Source organism: Streptomyces sp. NPDC047525 (assembly GCF_040643025.1).
Taxonomy (GTDB): domain Bacteria; phylum Actinomycetota; class Actinomycetes; order Streptomycetales; family Streptomycetaceae; genus Streptomyces; species Streptomyces durmitorensis.
The window spans coordinates 67,541-87,725 of record NZ_JBEYTL010000012.1; the positions used below are offsets into that span (position 1 = coordinate 67,541).

Consider the following 20,185-nt stretch of genomic DNA (forward strand, 5'->3'; position numbering starts at 1 on the left):
CGTCCGGGCTAAGCAGGAGGCCACCGTGAGCAGTGCCTCAGAACGGCTACAGTCGGCCATATGACCAAGTGGGAATACGCAACCGTGCCGCTGCTCGTCCATGCCACGAAGCAGATTCTGGACACCTGGGGCGAGGACGGCTGGGAGCTCGTCCAGGTCGTCCCCGGGCCGAACAACCCTGAGCAGCTCGTGGCCTACCTGAAGCGGGAGAAGCAGGCATGAGCGGGGCCGTCGAGGCGAAGCTCGCCGAGCTCGGCATGACCCTGCCCGAGGTCGTGCCGCCGATCGCCGCCTATCAGCCGGCGGTCCAGTCCGGTGTGTACGTCTACACCTCGGGCCAGCTCCCGATGGTGGAGGGCAAGCTTCCGGTGACCGGCAAGGTCGGCGCGGAGGTGACGCCCGAGGAGGCCAAGGAACTGGCCCGCACGTGCGCCCTGAACGCGCTCGCCGCGGTGAAGTCCATCGCCGGTGACCTGGACCGCGTCAAGCGCGTCGTGAAGGTCGTCGGCTTCGTGGCCTCGGCCCCGGACTTCACGGGCCAGCCCGGCGTGATCAACGGCACCAGCGAGCTGCTCGGCGAGGTCCTCGGCGACAAGGGCGTGCACGCCCGCAGCGCCGTGGGCGTGGCGGTCCTGCCGCTCGACGCGCCGGTCGAGGTCGAGGTCCAGGTGGAGCTGACCGAGGCGTGATCGCCGCCCTGTCGGCTGCCGAGTCGGCCGCCTTGTCGGCCGCCTTGTCGGCCGCCTTCTGGCACCCGATAGTTGCCTCTCGAACATCAGCCCACTAGGGGATAGCCTCCGCCCATGGCTAATGGGCAGTGGTACCCCCCGGAGTGGCCCGACCGTATCCGTGCGCTGAGCAGCGGCGAACTGATTCCCGCGACTCCGCGCCGGGCGGCCACGGTCATGCTCCTCCGGGACTCCGTGACGGGCCCCGCCGTACACATGCTGCGCAGACGCGCCTCCATGGCCTTCGCCGGAGGCGCGTACGCGTATCCGGGCGGTGGCGTGGACCCGCGCGACGACGACCATCTCGTGCGCTGGGCGGGCCCCTCGCTCGCGACGTGGGCGGAGCGCCTCGGCGTGGACGAGCCGGGCGCCCAGGCGATCGTGTGCGCCGCCGTCCGCGAGACGTTCGAGGAAGCGGGCGTGCTGCTCGCGGGGCCGACCCCGTCGAGCGTCGTCGGCGACACCACGGGCGACGACTGGGAGGCGGACCGCGAGGCCCTGGTGGCCCGCGACTTCTCCTTCGCCCAGTTCCTGGACCGCCGGGGCCTGGTCCTCCGCAGTGACCTCCTTGCCGCATGGGCGCGCTGGATCACTCCGGAGTTCGAGCCGAAGCGCTACGACACGTTCTTCTTCGTGGCGGCCCTCCCGGAGGGGCAGCGCACCCGCAACGCCTCCACGGAGGCCGACCGCACGGTGTGGATCGCCCCGGGGGAGGCCACGGCCGGGTACGACAAGGGCGACCTCCTGATGATGCCGCCGACCATCGCGACCCTGCGTCAGCTGAGCCCCTACGGGTCGGCGGCCGAAGCCCTGGCCGGCGCCCCGGAGCGCGATCTGACCCCGGTCCTGGCCCAAGCGCGCCTGGAGGACGACGAGTTGGTGCTGACCTGGCCGGGCCACGAGGAGTTCACGAAGCACATCCCCACGGGGAGCCGCCCCGCATGACCACCCTCACCCTCGCCCTCACCCCCACTCCCAGGCCCATGCCCACGAACCGGACGGGAGTCACCCCCGCATGACCGAAGCCGCAGCCCTCCCCGGCCAGCCCCGGGGCGGGGTCCTCAGCGGTCCCGCCACGGCCCGCGCGGTCAACGTCCTCGCGCCCAACGCGTCGGCGATGACGCTGGACGGAACCAACACCTGGATCGTCTCCGAACCCGGCTCGGGGCTCGCGGTCGTCATCGACCCGGGCCCCCTGGACGACGTACACCTCCAGCACGTCATCGCCACGGCGGAGAAGGCCGGGCAGCGGGTCGCGCTCACCCTGCTCACCCACGGCCACCCGGACCACGCGGAGGGCGCCGCGCGCTTCGCCGAGCTGACCGGCTCCAAGGTGCGGGCCCTCGACCCTGCCCTGCGCCTCGGCGACGAGGGCCTGGGCGCGGGTGACGTGATCACGACGGGCGGCCTGGAGCTGCGCGTGGTCCCGACGCCGGGCCACACCGCGGATTCCCTCTGCTTCCATCTCCCGGCCGATCAGGCGGTCCTGACGGGAGATACGGTCCTGGGCCGCGGTACGACCGTCGTGGCGCACCCTGACGGCCGCCTGGGGGACTATCTGGACTCCCTGCGGCGCCTGAGGTCCCTGACGGTCGACGACGGCGTGCACACGGTCCTGCCGGGCCACGGCCCGGTCCTGGAGGACGCCCAGGGCGCGGTCGAGTTCTACCTGGCGCACCGCGCGAACCGCCTGGCCCAGGTCGAGACGGCCGTCGAGAACGGCCACGCGGAGCCGTCGCAGGTGGTGGCCCACGTGTACGCGGACGTGGACCGCTCCTTGTGGCCGGCAGCGGAACTGTCGGTACGGGCACAACTGGACTACTTGCGCGAACACGGCTTGATCTAACCCAAACGCCAAGCCACTGCCCCGCAACTGGAATCGGCGGGCAGAACACCCACGCATCGATCCCGCCTGTCGAGGCGGCGACCCACGCAGGCCCCGATCCCGCCCACCCGTCGAGGCGGCAACCCACCCACGCATCGATCCCGCACCCGCCCACCCACCGAGGCGGCGACCCAGCCACGCATCGATCCCGACCCCGCCCACCCACCGAGGCGGCAACCCACCCACGCCCCGATCCCGACCCCGCCCACCCACGGCAACCCACCCCCCCCACCGCGGGGCAATCGGGTGGGTGGGCGGGAAAAGCCTGTGCGGAAGCACGGATGGGTCCCGCCTCAAAAAGAGGCGGGACCCATCCGCGTACGAAACAGCGTCAGCGAGTCAGCGTGACCGCTTCGCCAACCGCTCCACGTCCAGCAAAATCACCGCGCGAGCCTCAAGCCGAAGCCACCCGCGCCCGGCGAAGTCCGCCAGTGCCTTGTTGACCGTCTCGCGGGAGGCGCCGACCAGCTGGGCCAGCTCTTCCTGCGTGAGGTCGTGCACGACGTGGATGCCCTCTTCGGACTGCACGCCGAAGCGGCGCGACAGGTCCAGAAGGGCGCGGGCCACACGCCCGGGCACGTCGGAGAAGACCAGATCGGACATCTGGTCGTTGGTCTTGCGCAGGCGCCGGGCAACGGCACGCAGCAGAGCCGCGGCCACCTCGGGCCGTGCGTTCAGCCACGGCTGAAGGTCGCCGTGGCCGAGGCCGAGCAGCTTGACCTCGGTGAGCGCGGAGGCGGTTGCCGTACGCGGACCCGGGTCGAACAGCGAGAGCTCACCGATGAGCTCGCCGGGGCCGAGCACCGCGAGCATGTTCTCGCGGCCGTCGGGTGAGGTGCGGTGAAGCTTCACCTTGCCCTCGGTGACCACATAAAGGCGGTCTCCGGGGTCGCCCTCATGGAAAAGCGCATCCCCGCGCGCGAGCGTCACCTCACTCATGGAGGCGCGGAGCTCCGCGGCCTGTTCGTCATCGAGCGCCGCGAAGAGCGGGGCGCGCCGCAGAACGTCGTCCACGAGTTCTCTCCTTGTCGACCTGCATCAGGGGACCGTGGTCCCCATTTTGCCGGACCGTCCAAACAGTGTGATCAGTCACAAGTCTGCCGCACTGGCGTCGCATGCTGTGCGGGAGGGGGCCAATTGGGGGCCGATCCATAGGGTCCAGGGCGGATGTCAGTGTCGGGCTCTAGGCTGGCCGAGTGTCCAAAAAGCCGGTGAGAGCACAGGCCATGGGGACTGGGAAGGTTACAGGCCGCCCGGATTCCGCTGTGGGCGAACACGCTTCCACTGAACCAGAGAATGCGACAAAAGGGACAAGGGTGCCACCGGTGAGCAAGCCTTCGGAGAAGAATCAGGCCACCGCGGGCGCGGCGAAACCCACCCCGGTCAAGAAGGCCACCACAGCGAAGAAAACCGCAGCAAAGAAGACGGCCCCGGCCAAAAAAGCCACAGCCGCGACCAAGAAGGCCACCGCGGTGAAGCAGGCCGCCCCGGCCAAAAAAGCCACCGCCCCGGCCAAGGCCAAGGCCAACGCCAAGCCCGAGTCCCACGCCTCCCTCGTCCGGCGGGCCCGCCGCATCAACCGCGAGCTCGCGGAGGTGTACTCGTACGCCCACCCCGAGCTGGACTTCGAGAACCCCTTCGAGCTGCTCGTCGCCACGGTCCTCTCCGCGCAGACCACCGACCTGCGGGTGAACCAGACGACCCCGCGCCTCTTCGCCGCGTACCCGACCCCGGAGGACCTGGCCGCCGCCAACCCCGAAGAGGTCGAGGAGTTGATCCGGCCGACCGGGTTCTTCCGGGCGAAGACGAAGTCGATCATGGGGCTCGCCGCAGCCCTGCGGGACAACCACGGCGGCGAGGTCCCCGGCCGCATAGAAGACCTGGTCAAGCTGCCCGGCGTAGGACGCAAGACCGCGTTCGTCGTGCTCGGGAACGCCTTCGGTGTCCCCGGGATCACCGTGGACACCCACTTCGGGCGGCTCGTCCGGCGCTGGAAGTGGACCGAGGAGACCGACCCGGTGAAGGTCGAGGCCGCCATCGCCGACCTCTTCCCGAAGAGCGAGTGGACGATGCTCTCGCACCGCGTGATCTTCCACGGCCGCCGGATCTGCCACTCCCGCAAGCCCGCCTGCGGCGCCTGCCCGATCGCCGGCCTCTGCCCGTCGTACGGAGAGGGCGAGACCGACCCGGAGAAGGCGAAGAAGCTCCTGAAGTACGAGATGGGCGGCCTGCCCGGCCAGCGCCTCAAGCCCCCGCCGGACTATCCGGGAAAGGCGGCGCCCCCGCTGGGCGCGGCATGAGCGAGGAACCAACCGAGGGTCCACAGGCGTTGTCCACAGTTGGACGGGGGTGCCGATGACGCACGCGAGCGACACGAGCGAGACAACCGACACGAGCGATACGCACATGAGCGATGGGAACGGCTTCCAAGGGACCGGCCGGGCACCCGGCCAGGGCCCCGGCCACGCAGGCAGCCTCGGCGGCCACGCGTCGGGCAGCCACGCCTCAGGCAGCCCCGGCGGCCATCTGACGGGCAGTCCGGGCGCGCACCTGACGGGCAGCCCGAACGGACACGCGCGCCTCAGCACCGAGGACCTCCCCGCCTGGCTGGACCCCGTCGCCCGCGCCGCCGAGACCGTCCGGCCGACCCAGCTCAGCCGCTTCCTGCCCCCGGAGAGCGGCGCAGGGCGCCAGTCCGCCGTGCTGATCCTCTTCGGAGAGGGCGACCGCGGCCCCGAGCTGCTCCTGATGGAGCGTTCGGGCAGCCTGCGCTCGCACGCGGGCCAGCCCTCCTTCCCCGGCGGCTCCCTCGACCCCGAGGACGGCGACCCGCTTGACGACGGTCCGCTGCGCGCCGCCCTGCGCGAGGCCGAGGAGGAGACCGGGCTCGACCCCCGGGGCGTCCAGCTCTTCGGCGTGCTGCCCAAGCTCTTCATCCCGGTGAGCGACTTCGTGGTGACCCCGGTGCTCGGCTGGTGGCGCTCGCCCACCCCCGTCGGCGTCGTCGATCCGGCCGAGACCGCCCGTGTCTTCACCGTCCCCGTGTCTGATCTCACGGATCCCGACAACCGCGCGACGACGGTTCATCCGAGCGGCCACCAAGGCCCGGCCTTCCTCGTCGAATCCGCTCTGGTCTGGGGTTTTACGGCCGGAGTGATCGACAGAATCCTGCACTTCGCAGGCTGGGAGCGCCCCTGGGACCGCACCAAGCAGGTGCCGCTCGACTGGCGCGCATGACAAGGTTGCGGGGACGTGGCGACCGCGATGCGAGGCGAGGATTGAATCGGTGAACGTGCTGGACATCCTGTTGGTGGTCGCCGCCGTGTGGTTCGCGGTCGTCGGTTACCGCCAGGGATTCGTCGTCGGCATCCTGTCGGTGATCGGTTTCCTGGGCGGCGGACTCGTCGCGGTGTACCTGCTGCCCGTCATCTGGGGCGCCCTCACGGACGACGAGGGAGCGGTGAGCACGACGGCCGCCGTCGTCGCCGTGGTCATCGTGATCGTGTGTGCCTCCATCGGCCAGGCCTTCACCACGCACTTGGGCAACAAGCTGCGCCGGTACATCACTTGGCAGCCCGCCCGCGCCCTGGACGCCACGGGCGGCGCCCTGGTCAACGTACTGGCGATGCTGCTCGTCGCCTGGCTGATCGGCTCCGCCCTCGCGGGTACGACGCTGCCGACGGTCGGCAAGGAAGTACGCAACTCCAAGATCCTGCTCGGCGTCTCGCGCACGCTGCCCAATCAGGCCGACACGTGGTTCGCGGACTTCTCGTCGGTCCTCGCGCGCAACGGCTTCCCGCAGGTCTTCAGCCCGTTCTCGAACGAGCCCATCACCGAGGTGCAGGCCCCCGACCCCAAGCTCGCCAAGAGCGAGGTCGCCACGAAGGCCAGGCGCTCCATCGTGAAGGTGCAGGGCGAGGCCCGCGGCTGCGGCAAGGTCCTTGAGGGCACGGGCTTCGTCTTCGACGACCGCCGCGTGATGACGAACGCGCACGTGGTCGGTGGCGTGGACGAGCCGACGGTCCAGATAGGCGGAGACGGCCGGACGTACGACGCCAAGGTCGTGCTCTACGACTGGGAGCGCGACATCGCCGTACTCGACGTGCCGACCCTCCAGGCGCCCGCGCTGCAGTTCACGTCGAAGGACGCGGTCAGCGGTGACAACGCGATCGTCGCCGGCTTCCCGGAGAACGGTCCGTACGACGTCCGCCCCGCGCGCGTGCGCGGTCGCATCACGGCCAACGGCCCGGACATCTATCACCGCGGCACCGTGCGCCGCGATGTGTACTCGCTCTACGCGACCGTCCGTCAGGGCAACTCCGGCGGCCCGCTGCTCACGCCCGACGGCAAGGTCTACGGCGTGGTCTTCGCGAAGTCACTGGACGACCCGGACACCGGCTACGCACTCACCGCCGACGAGGTCCGCAAGGACATCGAGGCAGGCCGCAGCGCCAACCAAGAGGTCGACAGCCAGGGCTGCGCGCTGTAGCCGGGCGCAGTCGGGGGAGCAGGCGGATCAGTCGCGCGTATGCCTCAGCCGCGCCGAGACCCAGCGGGCCCTGCGGCGCAGGATGTGGGGAATGCCGATGCCTTGAGCGGGGCCCTCATGGCCCGGATCGTGCGGAGCGCCCCTCTCACGGCTGTTCAGCGCTGTGGCCGAGCGGCGGTTGCGTGCTGCGTCACTGTAGTCGTGCGTCCAGCCCATACCCCGACGTGTGCCCGTGCCCCAAGGTCGGTAATCGCGCCCACGGGCCCCAATTGGCCTATGCGGGAGGCAATTGGCCGTTCGAAGAACAAGCGTTCGCATGACCTCGGTTCGGAGACCGTTCAGGGCACCGCGCGGCCTACCGGTCCGGCTCGGGATCCTTCAGCCAGTTCACCAGCTCGGTGGAGAAAGCGACAGGGTCCTCCTCCTGCGGGAAGTGCCCGAGACCGTCGAACAGCCGCCAGCGGTAAGGCGCTTCGACGTACTCGCCCGAGCCGGCCGCGCTGCGCGTGCGCATCACCGGGTCCAGGGAGCCGTGCAGATGCAGCGTGGGAACCCGCACAGGGCGCTTCATGCGCCGGTTGAACTGGATGCCGTCCGGGCGGGCCATCGACCGCACCATCCAGCGGTAGGGCTCGATCGAGCAGTGCGCCGTCGACGGGATCGTCATCGCACGGCGGTAGGTCTCCACCGACTCGTCGTCCGGAAGCCGCGGCCCCGACCAGTCCCGCACCAGACGCCCCACCAGAGCCGCGTCGTCCGCGACGAGTTGACGCTCCGGCAGCCATGGCCGCTGGAAGCCCCACACGTACGAACCGGCGGCGGTCTGCTTGCGGTCCGACAGCATCGCCGAGCGCCAGCGCCGCGGATGCGGCATCGAGGAGACGGCGAGGCGGCGCACCAGCTTGGGGCGCATCACGGCCGCCGTCCACGCGAGGTACCCGCCGAGGTCGTGCCCGACGAGCGCGGCGTCCGGCTCACCGAGCGACCTGACGACGCCCGTGATGTCGAGCGCGAGGTTCGCCGGGTCGTAACCCCGCGGCGTGCGGTCGCTGCCCCCCACGCCCCGCAGGTCCATCGCGACCGCACGGAAGCCCGCGTCGGCCAGGGCCACCATCTGATGCCGCCAGGTCCACCAGAACTGCGGGAAACCGTGCAGGAGCAGCACCAGCGGCCCGTCGCCCATCTCGGCGATGTGGAAGCGGGCGCCGTTGGCGGCGACGTCCCGGTGGGTCCACGGTCCTTCGATGCGTACGAGTGACGTCGGTTGGGCCGGATGGGGGGCGGGCGTGGCAGGGTCCGTCATGAAGACGAGCGTGCCACAGCCGCAGCCTTGTCACTGACACGGTCGAGGGTGGCACCCGTCGAAGCCGCGGGGCTCATCGAACGCGGGTGCGGCTTGACGTTCTGGAGTACGGCAGCCGTCTGCTTGGCCGAAGCGGCGGCCTTCTGCGGCCCCTTGCCCTTCTTGGCCTTCTTCGCGAAGACGACGCCGATCAGCGCGAGCACCCCGGCGACCAGCACGTTCGCCGCGAAGGAGAGCACGAAGCAGATCGCCATGTTCCAGCCGCTCCAGGTGCGGATGCCGTATGCCAGGGCGAAGCTCAGCATCGGCAGCGAGAAGAGCAGCACCGCCCCCGCCGCGGCGAACGCGCCACCGCCGACCGCACCCCGCTTGACGTCCTGCCGCAGCTGGGCCTTGGCCAGCGCGATCTCGTCGTGCACCAGCGCGGACATCTCGCTGGTGGCCGTGGAGACCAGCTGGCCGAGGCTGCGTTCGGTGCCGACGGGCCCGTCGGGTGTGCTCATCGCTTCTCCCCTTCTCCGTAAGTCTGCGTAAGCGTGCTCACATACGTCTGTTCAGATACGACCGCCCAGCTCAGTCTGCGCAGTCAACTCTGCTCAGATCATGCCGGACCGTCGTCATCGGCGCGTGCCCCGGCCGACACTTCGGCAAGCCTGCGGTGTTCGGCCGCCTTCTTCTCATAGATCGCGGCCATCCGCAGGTGGTACTCCGGCTTGTCCTGTTCGTACACATCGGGGATGCCGTCGAGGTCGTCGTCGCGCTCCTCGGCGTCGTACAGCGCGCGGTAGCGGGCGTTGCGCACCTTGAGCAGGATCCCGGAGAGCACGGCCGCGATGAGAGACCCCATCAGGACGGCTGCCTTGATCTCGTCCGTGAGCAGCGGGTCCTCGGTGAAGGCGAGTTCGCCGATCAGGAGCGAGACGGTGAAGCCGATGCCGGCAAGGGAGGCGACCGCGAACACGTCGGGCCAGGCGAGCTCGTCGTTGAGCTCGGCCTTGGTGAACCGCGCCGCGAGCCAGGTGCCGCCGAAGATGCCGACCGCCTTGCCGACCACGAGACCGAGCACCACACCGAGGGTCTCCGGCTTGCTGAATACGTCCCCCAGCGCGCCGCCCGACACCACGACACCGGCGCTGAACAGCGCGAACAGCGGCACCGCGAGACCAGCGGAGAGGGGCCGGACCAGGTGCTCGATGTGCTCGCCCGGCGAGTGCTCCTCGTCCTCGCGGCGGCTGCAGCGCAGCATCAGGCCCATCGCGACACCGGCGATGGTGGAGTGGATGCCGCTGTTGTACATCAGCCCCCAGATGACCAGGGCCAGCGGAACGTAGACGTACCAGCCGCGTACGCCCTTGCGGAGCAGCAGCCAGAAGACGGCGAGGCCGAGGACCGCGCCGCCGAGGGCCGCGAAGTTGAGGTCGCTGGTGAAGAAGACCGCGATGATCAGGATCGCGAAGAGGTCGTCGACGACGGCGAGGGTGAGCAGGAAGGCGCGCAGCGCGGACGGCAGCGAGGTGCCGATGACCGCGAGGACGGCGAGCGCGAAGGCGATGTCCGTGGCGGTCGGCACCGCCCAGCCGTCCATGGAGCCGCCGCCGACGGTGTTGACCAGGACGTACACGAGAGCGGGTACGGCCATGCCGCAGAGCGCGGCGACGACGGGCAGGGCGGCGGCCTTGGGGTCGCGCAGATCGCCCGCGACGAGCTCACGCTTGAGTTCGATGCCGGCGACGAAGAAGAAGACGGCGAGCAGTCCGTCGGCCGCCCAGTGCTGGAGGGAGAGGTCGAGGCCGAGGGCGCCGGGTCCCAGGTGGAAGCCGCTCACCGACGCGTACGACCCGCCTGCGGTGTTCGCCCAGATCAGTGCGGTGACGGCGGCGACGAGGAGCAGGACACCGCCGACGGTCTCGGTGCGCAGCGCGTTCGCGACGAAGTTCCGCTCGGGCAGCGAGAGTCGTCCGAGGACCTTGCGGTTGTTGTTGCTGGGTGCGGGCGCGGCCACGGGGGTCGACCTCCGGTCGGTAGGCAGGACAAAACACTTGCCGACCAGACTTCCCGGCGCACCTAGTTCTTCTTGTCGCGTTGCTCTTGTCGCGATGTTGACGCGTTCCTTAGCGTACCTAACATGCGACCGGACCTATCCGGCGATCGTCACTTTATGCGCAAGAGGGGCACCCGGCGCGGTGCCGGATGCCCCTCTGTGGCTCGGGTCTGACTAGTCCTCGCTGGGTGCGGCGGGGAGCTTGGTCTGGATGAGGTCCATCACGGAGGAGTCCGTGAGCGTGGTGACGTCACCCAGCTCGCGGTTCTCGGCGACGTCCCGGAGCAGGCGGCGCATGATCTTCCCGGAGCGGGTCTTGGGCAGCTCGGCGACCGGCAGGATCCGCTTGGGCTTGGCGATCGGGCCGAGGGTGGTGCCGACGTGGTTGCGCAGGTCGGCGACGAGGCCTTCGTCGTCGGCGTTGGCGGTGCCGCGCAGGATCACGAACGCGACGATGGCCTGTCCGGTGGTCTCGTCGGCGGCGCCCACGACGGCCGCCTCGGCGACCGAGGGGTGCGAGACGAGCGCGGACTCGACCTCGGTGGTGGAGATGTTGTGCCCGGACACGAGCATCACGTCGTCCACGCGGCCGAGCAGCCAGATGTCGCCGTCGTCGTCCTTCTTGGCGCCGTCACCGGCGAAGTACTTGCCCTCGAAACGAGACCAGTAGGTGTCCAGGAAGCGCTGGTCGTCGCCCCAGATGGTGCGCAGCATGGAGGGCCACGGCTCGGTCAGGACGAGGTAGCCGCCACCGCCGTCCGGCACTTCGCGGGCCTCGTCGTCGACGACGGTCGCGGAGATGCCCGGCAGGGCGCGCTGGGCGCTGCCCGGCTTGGTCTCGGTCACGCCCGGCAGCGGGGAGATCATCATCGCGCCGGTCTCGGTCTGCCACCAGGTGTCCACGATGGGGCACGTGTCGGCGCCGATGTTCTTGCGGTACCACATCCAGGCCTCGGGGTTGATCGGCTCACCGACCGAGCCGAGGACCCGCAGGCTGGAGAGGTCGAACTTCGCGGGGATGTCGTCGCCCCACTTCATGAACGTGCGGATCGCGGTCGGCGCGGTGTAGAGGATGGTGACGCCGTACTTCTGGACGATCTCCCAGAAGCGCCCCTGGTGCGGGGTGTCGGGCGTGCCCTCGTACATGACCTGCGTCGCGCCGTTGGCCAGCGGACCGTACGTGATGTACGAGTGCCCGGTGACCCAGCCGATGTCGGCCGTGCACCAGTAGACGTCGGTCTCCGGCTTGAGGTCGAAGACGGCGTGGTGGGTGTAGGCGGCCTGGGTGAGATAGCCGCCGGAGGTGTGCAGGATGCCCTTGGGCTTACCCGTCGTGCCCGACGTGTAGAGGATGAACAGCGGGTTCTCCGCGTCGAACGCCTCAGGGGTGTGCTCGGCCGACTGGCGCTCGGTGAGCTCGTGCCACCACACGTCGCGGCCCTCGGTCCACGCCACGTCCTGACCGGTGCGGCGCACCACCAGGACGTGCTCGACGGAGCTGCCCTCGCGGGAGACGGCGTCGTCGACGGCGGGCTTCAGGGCGGCGGGCTTGCCCCTGCGGTAGCCGCCGTCGGAGGTGATGACGACCTTGGCGTCGGCGTCCGCCACGCGCTTGGCGATGGCGTCGGCGGAGAAGCCGCCGAAGACCACGGAGTGCGCGGCGCCGATGCGGGCGCAGGCCAGCATCGAGATGACGGCCTCGGGGATCATCGGCAGATAGACGGCGACGCGGTCGCCCTGCTGGACCCCGAGCTCGGTCAGCGCGTTGGCGGCCCGGCTGACCTCGTCCTTCAGCTCGGCGTAGGTGATGGCCCGGCTGTCGCCGGGCTCACCCTCGAAGTGGATCGCCACGCGGTCGCCGTTCCCGGCCTCCACATGACGGTCCACGCAGTTGTACGCGACGTTGAGCTTCCCGTCGGCGAACCACTTGGCGAACGGCGGGTTCGACCAGTCCAGTGTCTCGGTCGGCTCGGTGGCCCAGGTCAGCCGGCGGGCCTGCTCGGCCCAGAAGCCGAGCCGGTCAGCCTTGGCCTGTTCATACGCCTCCGCGGTGACATTGGCGTTGGCCGCCAGGTCGGCCGGCGGCGCGAACCTTCGCTCTTCTTTAAGAAGGTTGGCCAGGCTTTCGTTGCTCACGACATCTCCCATTCCCAGGGTGTCCGTTGTGTCCAAAGCCACAGCTCATCAGACGTATACCCCTGGTGACAAGAGCCTGCCGAAAATTGGTTTAGACCTTTACTCGGGTGGGGGGCTCCTCACGCGGTGATCCTTCGTGCGGTGACGGTGTCACCTGGTCGAATACGTCGTCCTGACTCTCGGTCAGGAGATAGGACTGTGCCTCGCCGACATGGAAGTACATGCCATGCAGTTCGAGGGAGCCCTCGGCCATCCGCCGCGCCACGGACTCGTGCCCGCGCAGGTGCTCCAGCTGCTGGACCACGTTCGTCAGGCAGAGCTGCTCGACCGCGTCGGCCGGTGCCCGCCCGGCGAGCCGCGCCCATCCTTCCTTCTTGTGCGCGGCCATCCGCTCCAGGCTCGGCGTCCCGTGCCGCAGCCACCGCTTCAAGGGCGTCTGGGCGCCTCCGGGCGGGGTGTTGAGCAGGGCCTGCATCGCCCCGCACCCGGAGTGCCCGCACACGGTGATGGACCGCACCTGCAGTACGTCCACCGCGTACTCGATCGCGGCGGCCACCGAGTCGTCCCCGCTCTCGGCGCCCGGCAGCGGGACCAGATTGCCGACATTGCGTACGACGAAGAGGTCGCCGGGGCCGCTCGACGTGATCATCGAGGTGACGAGCCGGGAGTCGGCGCAGGTCAGGAAGAGCTGCGAGGGCTGCTGCCCCTCACGCGCGAGCCGGGCGAGCTCGCCCCGCACATGGGGCGCCGTGTTGCGCTGGAACGCGCTGATTCCGCTTGCCAGTTGATACCCGCTGGGCCGCTCCTCGCCCTGCGGGGTCTCCTGCGGGCGGTCGCAGTGGTGGTTGCGCCAGGCCGTCCAGGGCCTGCAGCACGAGTGTGATGCGCTCGCGGGCTCGGCGATCCGCGTCCCCGCGCGTCCGGTCACCTCGACGGTGCCGCCCTGCGCGGTGTGGGCGTCCTGCCAGCACTGCAGCGCTTCGTACGCCGCGTGATCCATGAAAGATCCGTCCAACTCGACGATGATGGCGGCCCCCTGGGGGGCGAGGTGCAGCGCCCTGCTGAGGCGCGGCACGGCGAGGAAGGTCAACTGGCCGCGCACACGGACGTGGTGGATCCCGTCCTCCTCGATGTGCGTGATGCGGGTGCGGGCGAGGCGGTGCAGGGCGACGGCCACGGCGACGGCGACACCGATGGCCACGCCTTCGAGCACGCCGAGGAAGACCACGCCGAGCGTCGTCGTGGTGTACACGAGGATCTCGCGGTGCCGGGTGATGGTGCGGATGTGGTTCAGGCTCACCATCTGGATGCCGACCGCCATCACGAGGGCGGCGAGTGCGGCGAGCGGGATCAGCTCCAGCAGCGGGACCATCAGCAGGGCGGCCACTACTACCCAAACGCCGTGCAGCATCGTGGAGTTCCGGCTGACGGCACCGGCCCGTACGTTGGCCACGCTGCGCACCGCGACCCCGGCGACGGGGAGCCCGCCGAGCACTCCGGAGACGGCGTTGGCGGCGCCCTGGCCGAGCAGTTCGCGGTTGAGGTCGGAGCGGCCGCCGCCGGAGAGCACGTCGCGCCGCCCGGAGACGAGCTTGTCCACGGCGACGGCGCCGAGCAGTGACTGCACGCTGCAGACGAGCGTGGTCGTGAGGACGGCGGCGATGAGCCCGAGCACGGGCCCTTCGGGCAGACCCGCCAGCGCGTGACTGCTCCATGACGGCAGGTCGACCTTGGCCACGCTCAGCCCGGCGAACACGGCGACAGCCGTCGCGGCGGCCACGGAGACGAGCGGCGCGGGCACGACGCGGAGGGCTTTGCCCATGCGGCCGGGGATCCGTGGCCAGAGCAGCAGCACCGCAAGGGTCAGCGCGCTGATCGACAGCGCGGACGGCTGCGCGTCGGCCAACTGGGCGGGCAGCGCGCGGAGGTTGTCGAGCACGGAGCTCTGCGGGGTGCCGCCGAGCACGATGTGCAGCTGGGCGACGGCGATGGTGACGCCGATGCCGGCCAGCATGCCGTGCACGACGGCGGGGCTGACGGCGAGCGCCGAGCGGGCCACGCGCAGGCAGCCGAGGCCGAGTTGGGCGATTCCGGCGAGGACGGTGATGGCGCAGGTGGTCCGCCAGCCGTACTGATGGATGAGGTCGGCGGTGACGACCGTGAGCCCTGCGGCGGGGCCGCTGACCTGCAGCGGCGAACCGCCGAGCCATCCGGCGACCAGGCCGCCGACGGCGGCGGCGACGAGGCCCGCCTGGAGCGGTGCCCCGGTGGCGAGCGCGATGCCGAGGGACAGCGGCAGGGCGATCAGGAAGACGGCGATCGAAGCGGAGACGTCGGCGCCGGCGATGCGGAACTTACGGAACTTGTGGAACTTGCCCGGCGGCGGCGCGTGGGGCTCGTGGTCGCGTGAGGCGTGGGCCGAGTCGGTGGCATGGGTGGGGACGCAGGCAGACATGGTTTCCCGTCTCCTCCGGGGCAGCGCGGTCGCGGGACAAGGGGTCCTCCGGAGGTCTCCGGAGGGCGGGTCGCGGCCGTGGGTCACGGCGTTGCAGCGGCGGGATATCTCAACTCTCGGTAAACGAATCGTAATGGAGAGTAAAGGTCTCGGATAGACAAGCGGGGCAAATGGGGCACTAGATCACCCCGAAGGGTGAATAAAGCTATTCGTCGGCTTGTCGGAACTTCTTACACATGCCTCCGTGCGACGTTGGCGGCGCCGGCGGTCATTTCCGGGCAATTGCGCCGTAATGCCACCGGTATCCCGACTCGAAGCCGACTAGAAGGAAGCAGGTGGGCGGAAGATGGCCGCCACCCAGAGGATCCAGCGGATCGCCGCGGGCATCACCGCCCTCGTGGCATCCGTCGCAGTACTGGCCGGTTGCTCGAACGGCGACACCGGCGCCAAGGAAGGCGCGCACGGCGCCAAGAAGGCGTCCCCCGCACCGGCGCCCAAGAGCGCGGTCCGCATGATCGGTGACGGCTCCACCGCCTTCACCGGCCGACAGCCGCACCTGCCCAAGCCCGAGCGACTGAGACCCGGCCAGAAGCCGCCCCAGTTCGTGGTCTTCTCCTGGGACGGTGCCGGCGAGGACAGCCAGAAGCTGTTCTCGCACTTCCGCAAGGTGGCCAAGCGGAACAACGCCACGATGACGTACTTCCTCAGCGGCGTGTACATGCTCCCCGAGGCCAAGCGGAAGCTCTACGACCCGCCGCAGCACCTGGCCGGCAGCTCGGACATCGGCTTCAACGACCGCAAGGGAATCAAGGACACCGTGGAGCAGCTCCGCGGCGCCTGGCTCGAGGGCAACGAGGTCGGCACCCACTTCAACGGCCACTTCTGCGGCGCGGGCCGCGGCGTGGGCGAGTGGTCGGTCGCCGACTGGAAGAGCGAGATCAACCAGGCCAAGTCCTTCGTGAAGGCCTGGAAGACGAACACGGGCATGAAGAAGGCGCAGCCACTGCCCTTCGACTACGACAAGGAACTCATCGGCGCCCGCACGCCCTGCCTCGAAGGCCAGAAGAACTTTATGCGGGCGGCCCGCGAACTGGGCTTCCGCTATGACACCAGTGGCGTCAACAACCAGGTCTGGCCCAAGAAGAAGGAAGGCCTCTGGGACCTGTCGATGCAGCTTGTCCCGGTCCCCGGCCGCAAGTTCGAGACGCTCACCATGGACTACAACTTCATGGTGAACCAGTCGGGCACGACGTCGCAGGGCGACCCGAGCAAGCACGAGTACTGGGGCGACCAGATGCGCGACGGCCTGCTCCAGGGCTTCGACCGCGCCTACAAGGGCAACCGCGCGCCGCTGATCATCGGCAACCACTTCGAGTCCTGGAACGGCGGCACGTACATGCGCGCCATCGAGGAGACGATCGAGTCGGTCTGCACCAAGCGCGACGTGCGGTGCGTCTCCTTCAGGCAACTCGCCGACTGGCTCGACGCCCAGGACCCGCAGACCGTGGAGCGCCTGACCAAGCTCCCGCTCGGCAAGGCCCCGAAGGAGGGCTGGGCGTCCTACCTCTCCGCCCAGCCCGCACCGGCCCCGAAGGGCGTCCCGGGCGCCCCGGCGGTCAAGCCGTAGCGACGGTCCGCTCACCGAGCACGAAGTCGGGGTCGACCTGGGCAGCCAGGTCGGCACCCGTCCGTTCGTTGCCCCAGCTCTGCGCGTTCTTCAGGTGGAAGTGGACCATCTGGCGGGTGTAGCGGTCCCAGTCCCTGCGCTCGTACGCGGTGTCGACGGCGTCCTGAAGTGCTTGCAGGGAGCGGCGGTTGTCGTCCTCCAGGAGCTCGAACCGGGGCGGGCGGCCCTTCTCCATGGCGCGCACCCAGTCCGAGTGCCCGACCGTCACCAGGAGGTCGTCGCCCACCTGCTCGCGCAGGAAGTCGATGTCGTCCTGTCCCTGCACCTTGTTGCCGACGACCTTGAGGTCGATGTCGAAGTCCCGTGCGTATTCCTTGTACTGGCGATAGACGGAGACCCCCTTCCGGGTCGGCTCGGCCACCAGGAACGTCATGTCGAAGCGCGTGAACATGCCGGACGCGAAGGAGTCCGAACCGGCGGTCATGTCGACGACCGCGTACTCGTCGCGCCCGTCGACCAGGTGGTTCAGGAGCAGCTCCACCGCCCCCGTCTTGGAGTGGTAGCAGGCGACGCCGAGGTCGGCTTCGGTGAACGGCCCTGTGACCATCAAACGCACGGCTGCGTCGTCGAGTTCCACCGGCCGCGCGCACGCGTCGTACACGGGGTTGTCCTCGCGCACCCGCAGGATCCGCGAACCCTCCCCGGGCGGCGTCGTCTTGATCATCGTGTCGGCGGAGGAGATCCGCGGATTGGATCCCCGCAGGTAGTCCTTGATGAGGGGCAGGCGCGCGCCCATGGCGGGCAGTTCGGCGGCGACCGCCTCGTCGAGGCCGAGCGCGGGGCCCAGGTGCTGGTTGATGTCGGCGTCCACCGCGAGGACCGGTGCTCCGGTGGCGGCGAGGTGTCGGATGAAGAGCGAGGACAGCGTGGTCTTGCCGCTGCCGCCCTTCCCTACGAAAGCGATCTTCATGTTCACCAAGAGTAGCCGTACGATCACCTGCCGTATCGATGCGGCGTGAAGAAGACCACTCCTTCGTGGGGGGAGCGCCGGGGGTGCGTAGGGTCGTACTCATGAGTACGACAGCCGATCCGCTCGCGGCCCTGGGCGCACTGCCCGGCGTGGCCGACTCCGTGGACTCCGTGCGCAAGGCCGTGGACCGGGTCTACGGCCACCGGATCATGAGGCGCCGCAGCAACGAGATCACCTCCGAGGCGGCGCTGCGCGGGGCGCGCGGCTCGGCCGCGCTCTCCGGTGCCGAATGGGCACTCGAAGAGGTGCGCCGCCGCAGCGACTTCAGCGGCGACGACGAGGCCCGCACGGTCGGCGCGGCCCTGCGGCTGACCGCGGAGGCAGGCCAACTCCTGTCCATCTGGCGGCAGTCGCCGCTCAGGGTCCTCGCACGCCTCCACCTGGTCGCCGCCGCGGAGAACGACGAGGCGGCGGGGCGGCCGCGCCTGGCGGGCGAACCGGTCGACGAGCCGCTGGTCGAGCTGGACGTGCCGGACTCCGACGAGGTGGCGGGCCGCCTGGAGGGCCTCTCGCGGCTGATCATCGCGGGCGGTTCCGCACCGGCCCTCGTGACGGCCGCCGTGGTCCACGGCGAGCTGCTCAGCCTGCGCCCCTTCGGCTCGCACAACGGCCTGGTCGCGCGGGCCGCCGAGCGCATCGTCCTGGTGGGCAGCGGGCTCGACCCGAAGTCGGTCTGCCCGGCCGAGGCGGGGCACGCGGAGCAGGGGCGGGCGGCGTACGTGGGGGCGCTCGACGGCTACGCGTCCGGGACGCCCGAAGGGATGGCCGCCTGGATCGCCCACTGCGGGCGCGCGGTCGAACTGGGGGTCAGGGAGTCGACGGCGGTCTGCGAGGCCATGCAGCGCGGCGCGGCCTGAGGCGCTCGGCGCGGCGTGAGGCGCCCGGCGCTCGCTCGGCGTCTGCGGGGCGTCGATGGGGGCCCTGAACAGGGTTGCGGCGGTACGAGAACTCGTACCGCCGCTGGCATGTTCACCGTGTTACCAAGCGTCCTCGAAGGTTGCCCATCAGGTCGGGAACTTAGCCCGTCACCTGGTGCGGCTGGCCCGTAATCGACGGGTCGACGTCGCGTGGGTGCTCGGTGTTCATGCATCGGTCCGTGGGGCCTTGGTTGCGTTTAAAGGTAATCCTCTCGGATGTCCTTGGTCTCGCGGGCCGTTGACTCCTTTGTACTCCTGTCCTGGAGTAAGCGGAAGTGCTGGCACTACTTCTTTACTTTTAGGTTCAAACAAGGGCGAATCGGGCGCGCGAGGTCCGGCGACGACTCACGAACCACACGAGCCCCGCAGTGGCCGCCGCGGCACTCACCGCCGCCACCGCGACAAGTGCGGGCCGGGACGGCTTCTGGCGCCGTTCCTTGAGCGGGACCGGCCGGTGGAAGTCGAGAATCGGCCACCCGCGCGCGAGAGCCTCGCGGCGCAGCGCGCGATCGGGGTTGACCGCGTGCGGATGCCCCACGGACTCGAGCATGGGGAGATCGGTCGCCGAGTCGCTGTAGGCGTAACAGCGGTCGAGGTCGTACCCCTCGGACTCCGCGAGCTCCTTGATCGCGGTCGCCTTGGTGGGGCCGTACGCGTAGTACTCCACCTCTCCGGTGAAGCAGCCGTCGTCGCCGACCACCATCCGGGTCGCCACCACCCGGTCCGCGCCCAGGAGTTCACCGATCGGCTCGACGACCTCGGCGCCCGACGTGGAGACGATGACGACGTCCCGTCCCGCGGTGTGGTGCTCCTCGATGAGGGACGCGGCCTCGTCGTAGATGATCGGGTCGATCAGGTCGTGCAGCGTCTCGGCGACGATTTCCTTGACCTGCTGCACGTTCCATCCGCGGCAGAGCGCGGACAGGTACTCGCGCATCCGCTCCATCTGGTCGTGATCGGCTCCGCCCGCGAGGAAGACGAACTGTGCATATGCAGTTCGCAGTACCGCTCTGCGGTTGATCAGGCCGCCTTGGTAGAACGACTTGCTGAACGTGAGAGTGCTCGACTTCGCAATGACCGTCTTGTCCAGGTCAAAGAAGGCAGCTGTGCGAGGCAAGGAGTGGTTTTCCACGAGCCCGAGCATAGGCGCCCACCATTCGGCGTAAGGTGAGGCGCGTGGGTTTGCCTGAGAAGGCTCTCGGGTACACCATGGAAGTCACGGATCGTTCGCGACCGTGCTAACCCGGTCTGGCTCCTCCCCCCCCGAGTCGGACCGTGGGGACGACCCCCGCTCTCCCCCCCGGCGGGGGTCGTCGCATGTCCGGATGGGTTTTCCGGGCCTCTTCCGACCCTCATTCGATCGCCTGGCGCCTCGTGGCGGCCGTTTCGGCGATCTTTTCGCATGCCCAAGATCCGTGACTGTGCGTAGTCGTCAGGCTGCTCTGCGGAAGTCTTCGAGATGTCACTGGTATGGGTGAAGGGGATATTCACAGCCCCCGCCTTGTCCACAGTTATTGACCAAGATCCACACGTTATCCAGGACCGCTGCACGCTGATTCCGCTTGTTCCGCACG

At 69.6% G+C, this 20,185-nt stretch carries 18 protein-coding genes; 9 read left to right on the forward strand and 9 right to left on the reverse strand.

The genetic code is table 11. The features are described 5' to 3' along the window. Positions 1-60 precede the first annotated feature (60 nt). The 4 genes from ABZ833_RS30695 to ABZ833_RS30710 all read left to right on the forward strand — a co-directional run bounded on the left by ABZ833_RS30695 (position 61) and on the right by ABZ833_RS30710 (position 2,574). Positions 61-222 (forward strand): DUF4177 domain-containing protein, encoded by a 162-nt coding sequence (locus tag ABZ833_RS30695; RefSeq protein WP_003975360.1) that lies wholly within the window; start codon positions 61-63, stop codon positions 220-222. Next, complete coding sequence (locus ABZ833_RS30700) at positions 219-689, forward strand: RidA family protein (RefSeq protein WP_361053177.1); 471 nt, start codon at positions 219-221, stop codon at positions 687-689. Before ABZ833_RS30695 ends, ABZ833_RS30700 begins: the two co-directional genes overlap by 4 nt. 114 nt (positions 690-803) lie before the next feature. After that, positions 804-1,673 (forward strand): NUDIX hydrolase, encoded by an 870-nt coding sequence (locus ABZ833_RS30705; protein WP_249588687.1) that lies wholly within the window; start codon positions 804-806, stop codon positions 1,671-1,673. Positions 1,674-1,743: 70 nt separating this feature from the next. Further along, positions 1,744-2,574 carry an MBL fold metallo-hydrolase gene (locus tag ABZ833_RS30710; protein ID WP_361053180.1) on the forward strand — a complete coding sequence of 277 codons (831 nt, stop codon included), beginning with the start codon at positions 1,744-1,746 and terminating at the stop codon, positions 2,572-2,574. Between the two features lie 378 nt (positions 2,575-2,952). Here ABZ833_RS30710 and ABZ833_RS30715 read toward each other — a convergent pair whose 3' ends face one another. Then, positions 2,953-3,627, reverse strand: coding sequence for a Crp/Fnr family transcriptional regulator (locus tag ABZ833_RS30715; protein WP_016642758.1), 675 nt, complete (start codon positions 3,625-3,627; stop codon positions 2,953-2,955). A 311-nt stretch (positions 3,628-3,938) separates the two neighbouring features. Between ABZ833_RS30715 and nth the strand changes: the two genes are divergently transcribed. The 3 genes from nth (at position 3,939) to ABZ833_RS30730 (ending at position 7,102) form a co-directional block, all read left to right on the forward strand. Then, the gene (gene nth / locus ABZ833_RS30720) at positions 3,939-4,913 is read left to right on the forward strand and encodes an endonuclease III (protein WP_361053184.1); all 975 of its coding nucleotides are present in this window, start codon (positions 3,939-3,941) and stop codon (positions 4,911-4,913) included. A gap of 250 nt (positions 4,914-5,163) precedes the next feature. Then, the gene (locus ABZ833_RS30725; protein WP_361053505.1) at positions 5,164-5,850 is read left to right on the forward strand and encodes a CoA pyrophosphatase; all 687 of its coding nucleotides are present in this window, start codon (positions 5,164-5,166) and stop codon (positions 5,848-5,850) included. Between the two features lie 49 nt (positions 5,851-5,899). Beyond that, a complete protein-coding gene (locus tag ABZ833_RS30730) occupies positions 5,900-7,102 on the forward strand; it encodes a MarP family serine protease (protein ID WP_361053187.1) in 1,203 nt (400 codons plus the stop codon). A 27-nt stretch (positions 7,103-7,129) separates the two neighbouring features. On the opposite strand, the gene ABZ833_RS30735 is transcribed toward ABZ833_RS30730, so the two are convergent. The 6 genes from ABZ833_RS30735 to ABZ833_RS30760 all read right to left on the reverse strand — a co-directional run bounded on the left by ABZ833_RS30735 (position 7,130) and on the right by ABZ833_RS30760 (position 15,037). Then, positions 7,130-7,318 (reverse strand): hypothetical protein, encoded by a 189-nt coding sequence (locus tag ABZ833_RS30735; protein WP_249588682.1) that lies wholly within the window; start codon positions 7,316-7,318, stop codon positions 7,130-7,132. A gap of 139 nt (positions 7,319-7,457) precedes the next feature. After that, complete coding sequence (locus tag ABZ833_RS30740; protein WP_361053190.1) at positions 7,458-8,405, reverse strand: alpha/beta hydrolase; 948 nt, start codon at positions 8,403-8,405, stop codon at positions 7,458-7,460. Next, on the reverse strand, positions 8,402-8,908 hold the full coding sequence (locus tag ABZ833_RS30745; protein WP_249588680.1) for a phage holin family protein: 507 nt from the start codon (positions 8,906-8,908) through the stop codon (positions 8,402-8,404). The genes ABZ833_RS30740 and ABZ833_RS30745 overlap by 4 nt, the downstream gene beginning before the upstream one ends. 98 nt (positions 8,909-9,006) lie before the next feature. Beyond that, positions 9,007-10,407, reverse strand: coding sequence for a Na+/H+ antiporter NhaA (gene nhaA, locus ABZ833_RS30750; protein ID WP_361053194.1), 1,401 nt, complete (start codon positions 10,405-10,407; stop codon positions 9,007-9,009). Between the two features lie 213 nt (positions 10,408-10,620). Beyond that, complete coding sequence (acs, locus tag ABZ833_RS30755; protein ID WP_249588678.1) at positions 10,621-12,624, reverse strand: acetate--CoA ligase; 2,004 nt, start codon at positions 12,622-12,624, stop codon at positions 10,621-10,623. A gap of 49 nt (positions 12,625-12,673) precedes the next feature. After that, positions 12,674-15,037 (reverse strand): SulP family inorganic anion transporter, encoded by a 2,364-nt coding sequence (locus ABZ833_RS30760; protein ID WP_361053198.1) that lies wholly within the window; start codon positions 15,035-15,037, stop codon positions 12,674-12,676. Between the two features lie 346 nt (positions 15,038-15,383). Between ABZ833_RS30760 and ABZ833_RS30765 the strand changes: the two genes are divergently transcribed. Then, positions 15,384-16,664 (forward strand): hypothetical protein, encoded by a 1,281-nt coding sequence (locus tag ABZ833_RS30765; RefSeq protein ID WP_361053201.1) that lies wholly within the window; start codon positions 15,384-15,386, stop codon positions 16,662-16,664. Here ABZ833_RS30765 and ABZ833_RS30770 read toward each other — a convergent pair. Beyond that, a complete protein-coding gene (locus ABZ833_RS30770; protein WP_361053204.1) occupies positions 16,654-17,634 on the reverse strand; it encodes an ATP-binding protein in 981 nt (326 codons plus the stop codon). The genes ABZ833_RS30765 and ABZ833_RS30770 overlap by 11 nt on opposite strands. 101 nt (positions 17,635-17,735) lie before the next feature. Between ABZ833_RS30770 and ABZ833_RS30775 the strand changes: the two genes are divergently transcribed. Next, on the forward strand, positions 17,736-18,551 hold the full coding sequence (locus ABZ833_RS30775) for an oxidoreductase (RefSeq protein WP_361053207.1): 816 nt from the start codon (positions 17,736-17,738) through the stop codon (positions 18,549-18,551). A gap of 364 nt (positions 18,552-18,915) precedes the next feature. On the opposite strand, the gene ABZ833_RS30780 is transcribed toward ABZ833_RS30775, so the two are convergent. After that, on the reverse strand, positions 18,916-19,755 hold the full coding sequence (locus ABZ833_RS30780) for an HAD-IB family hydrolase (protein WP_361053209.1): 840 nt from the start codon (positions 19,753-19,755) through the stop codon (positions 18,916-18,918). Positions 19,756-20,185: the final 430 nt, after the last annotated feature.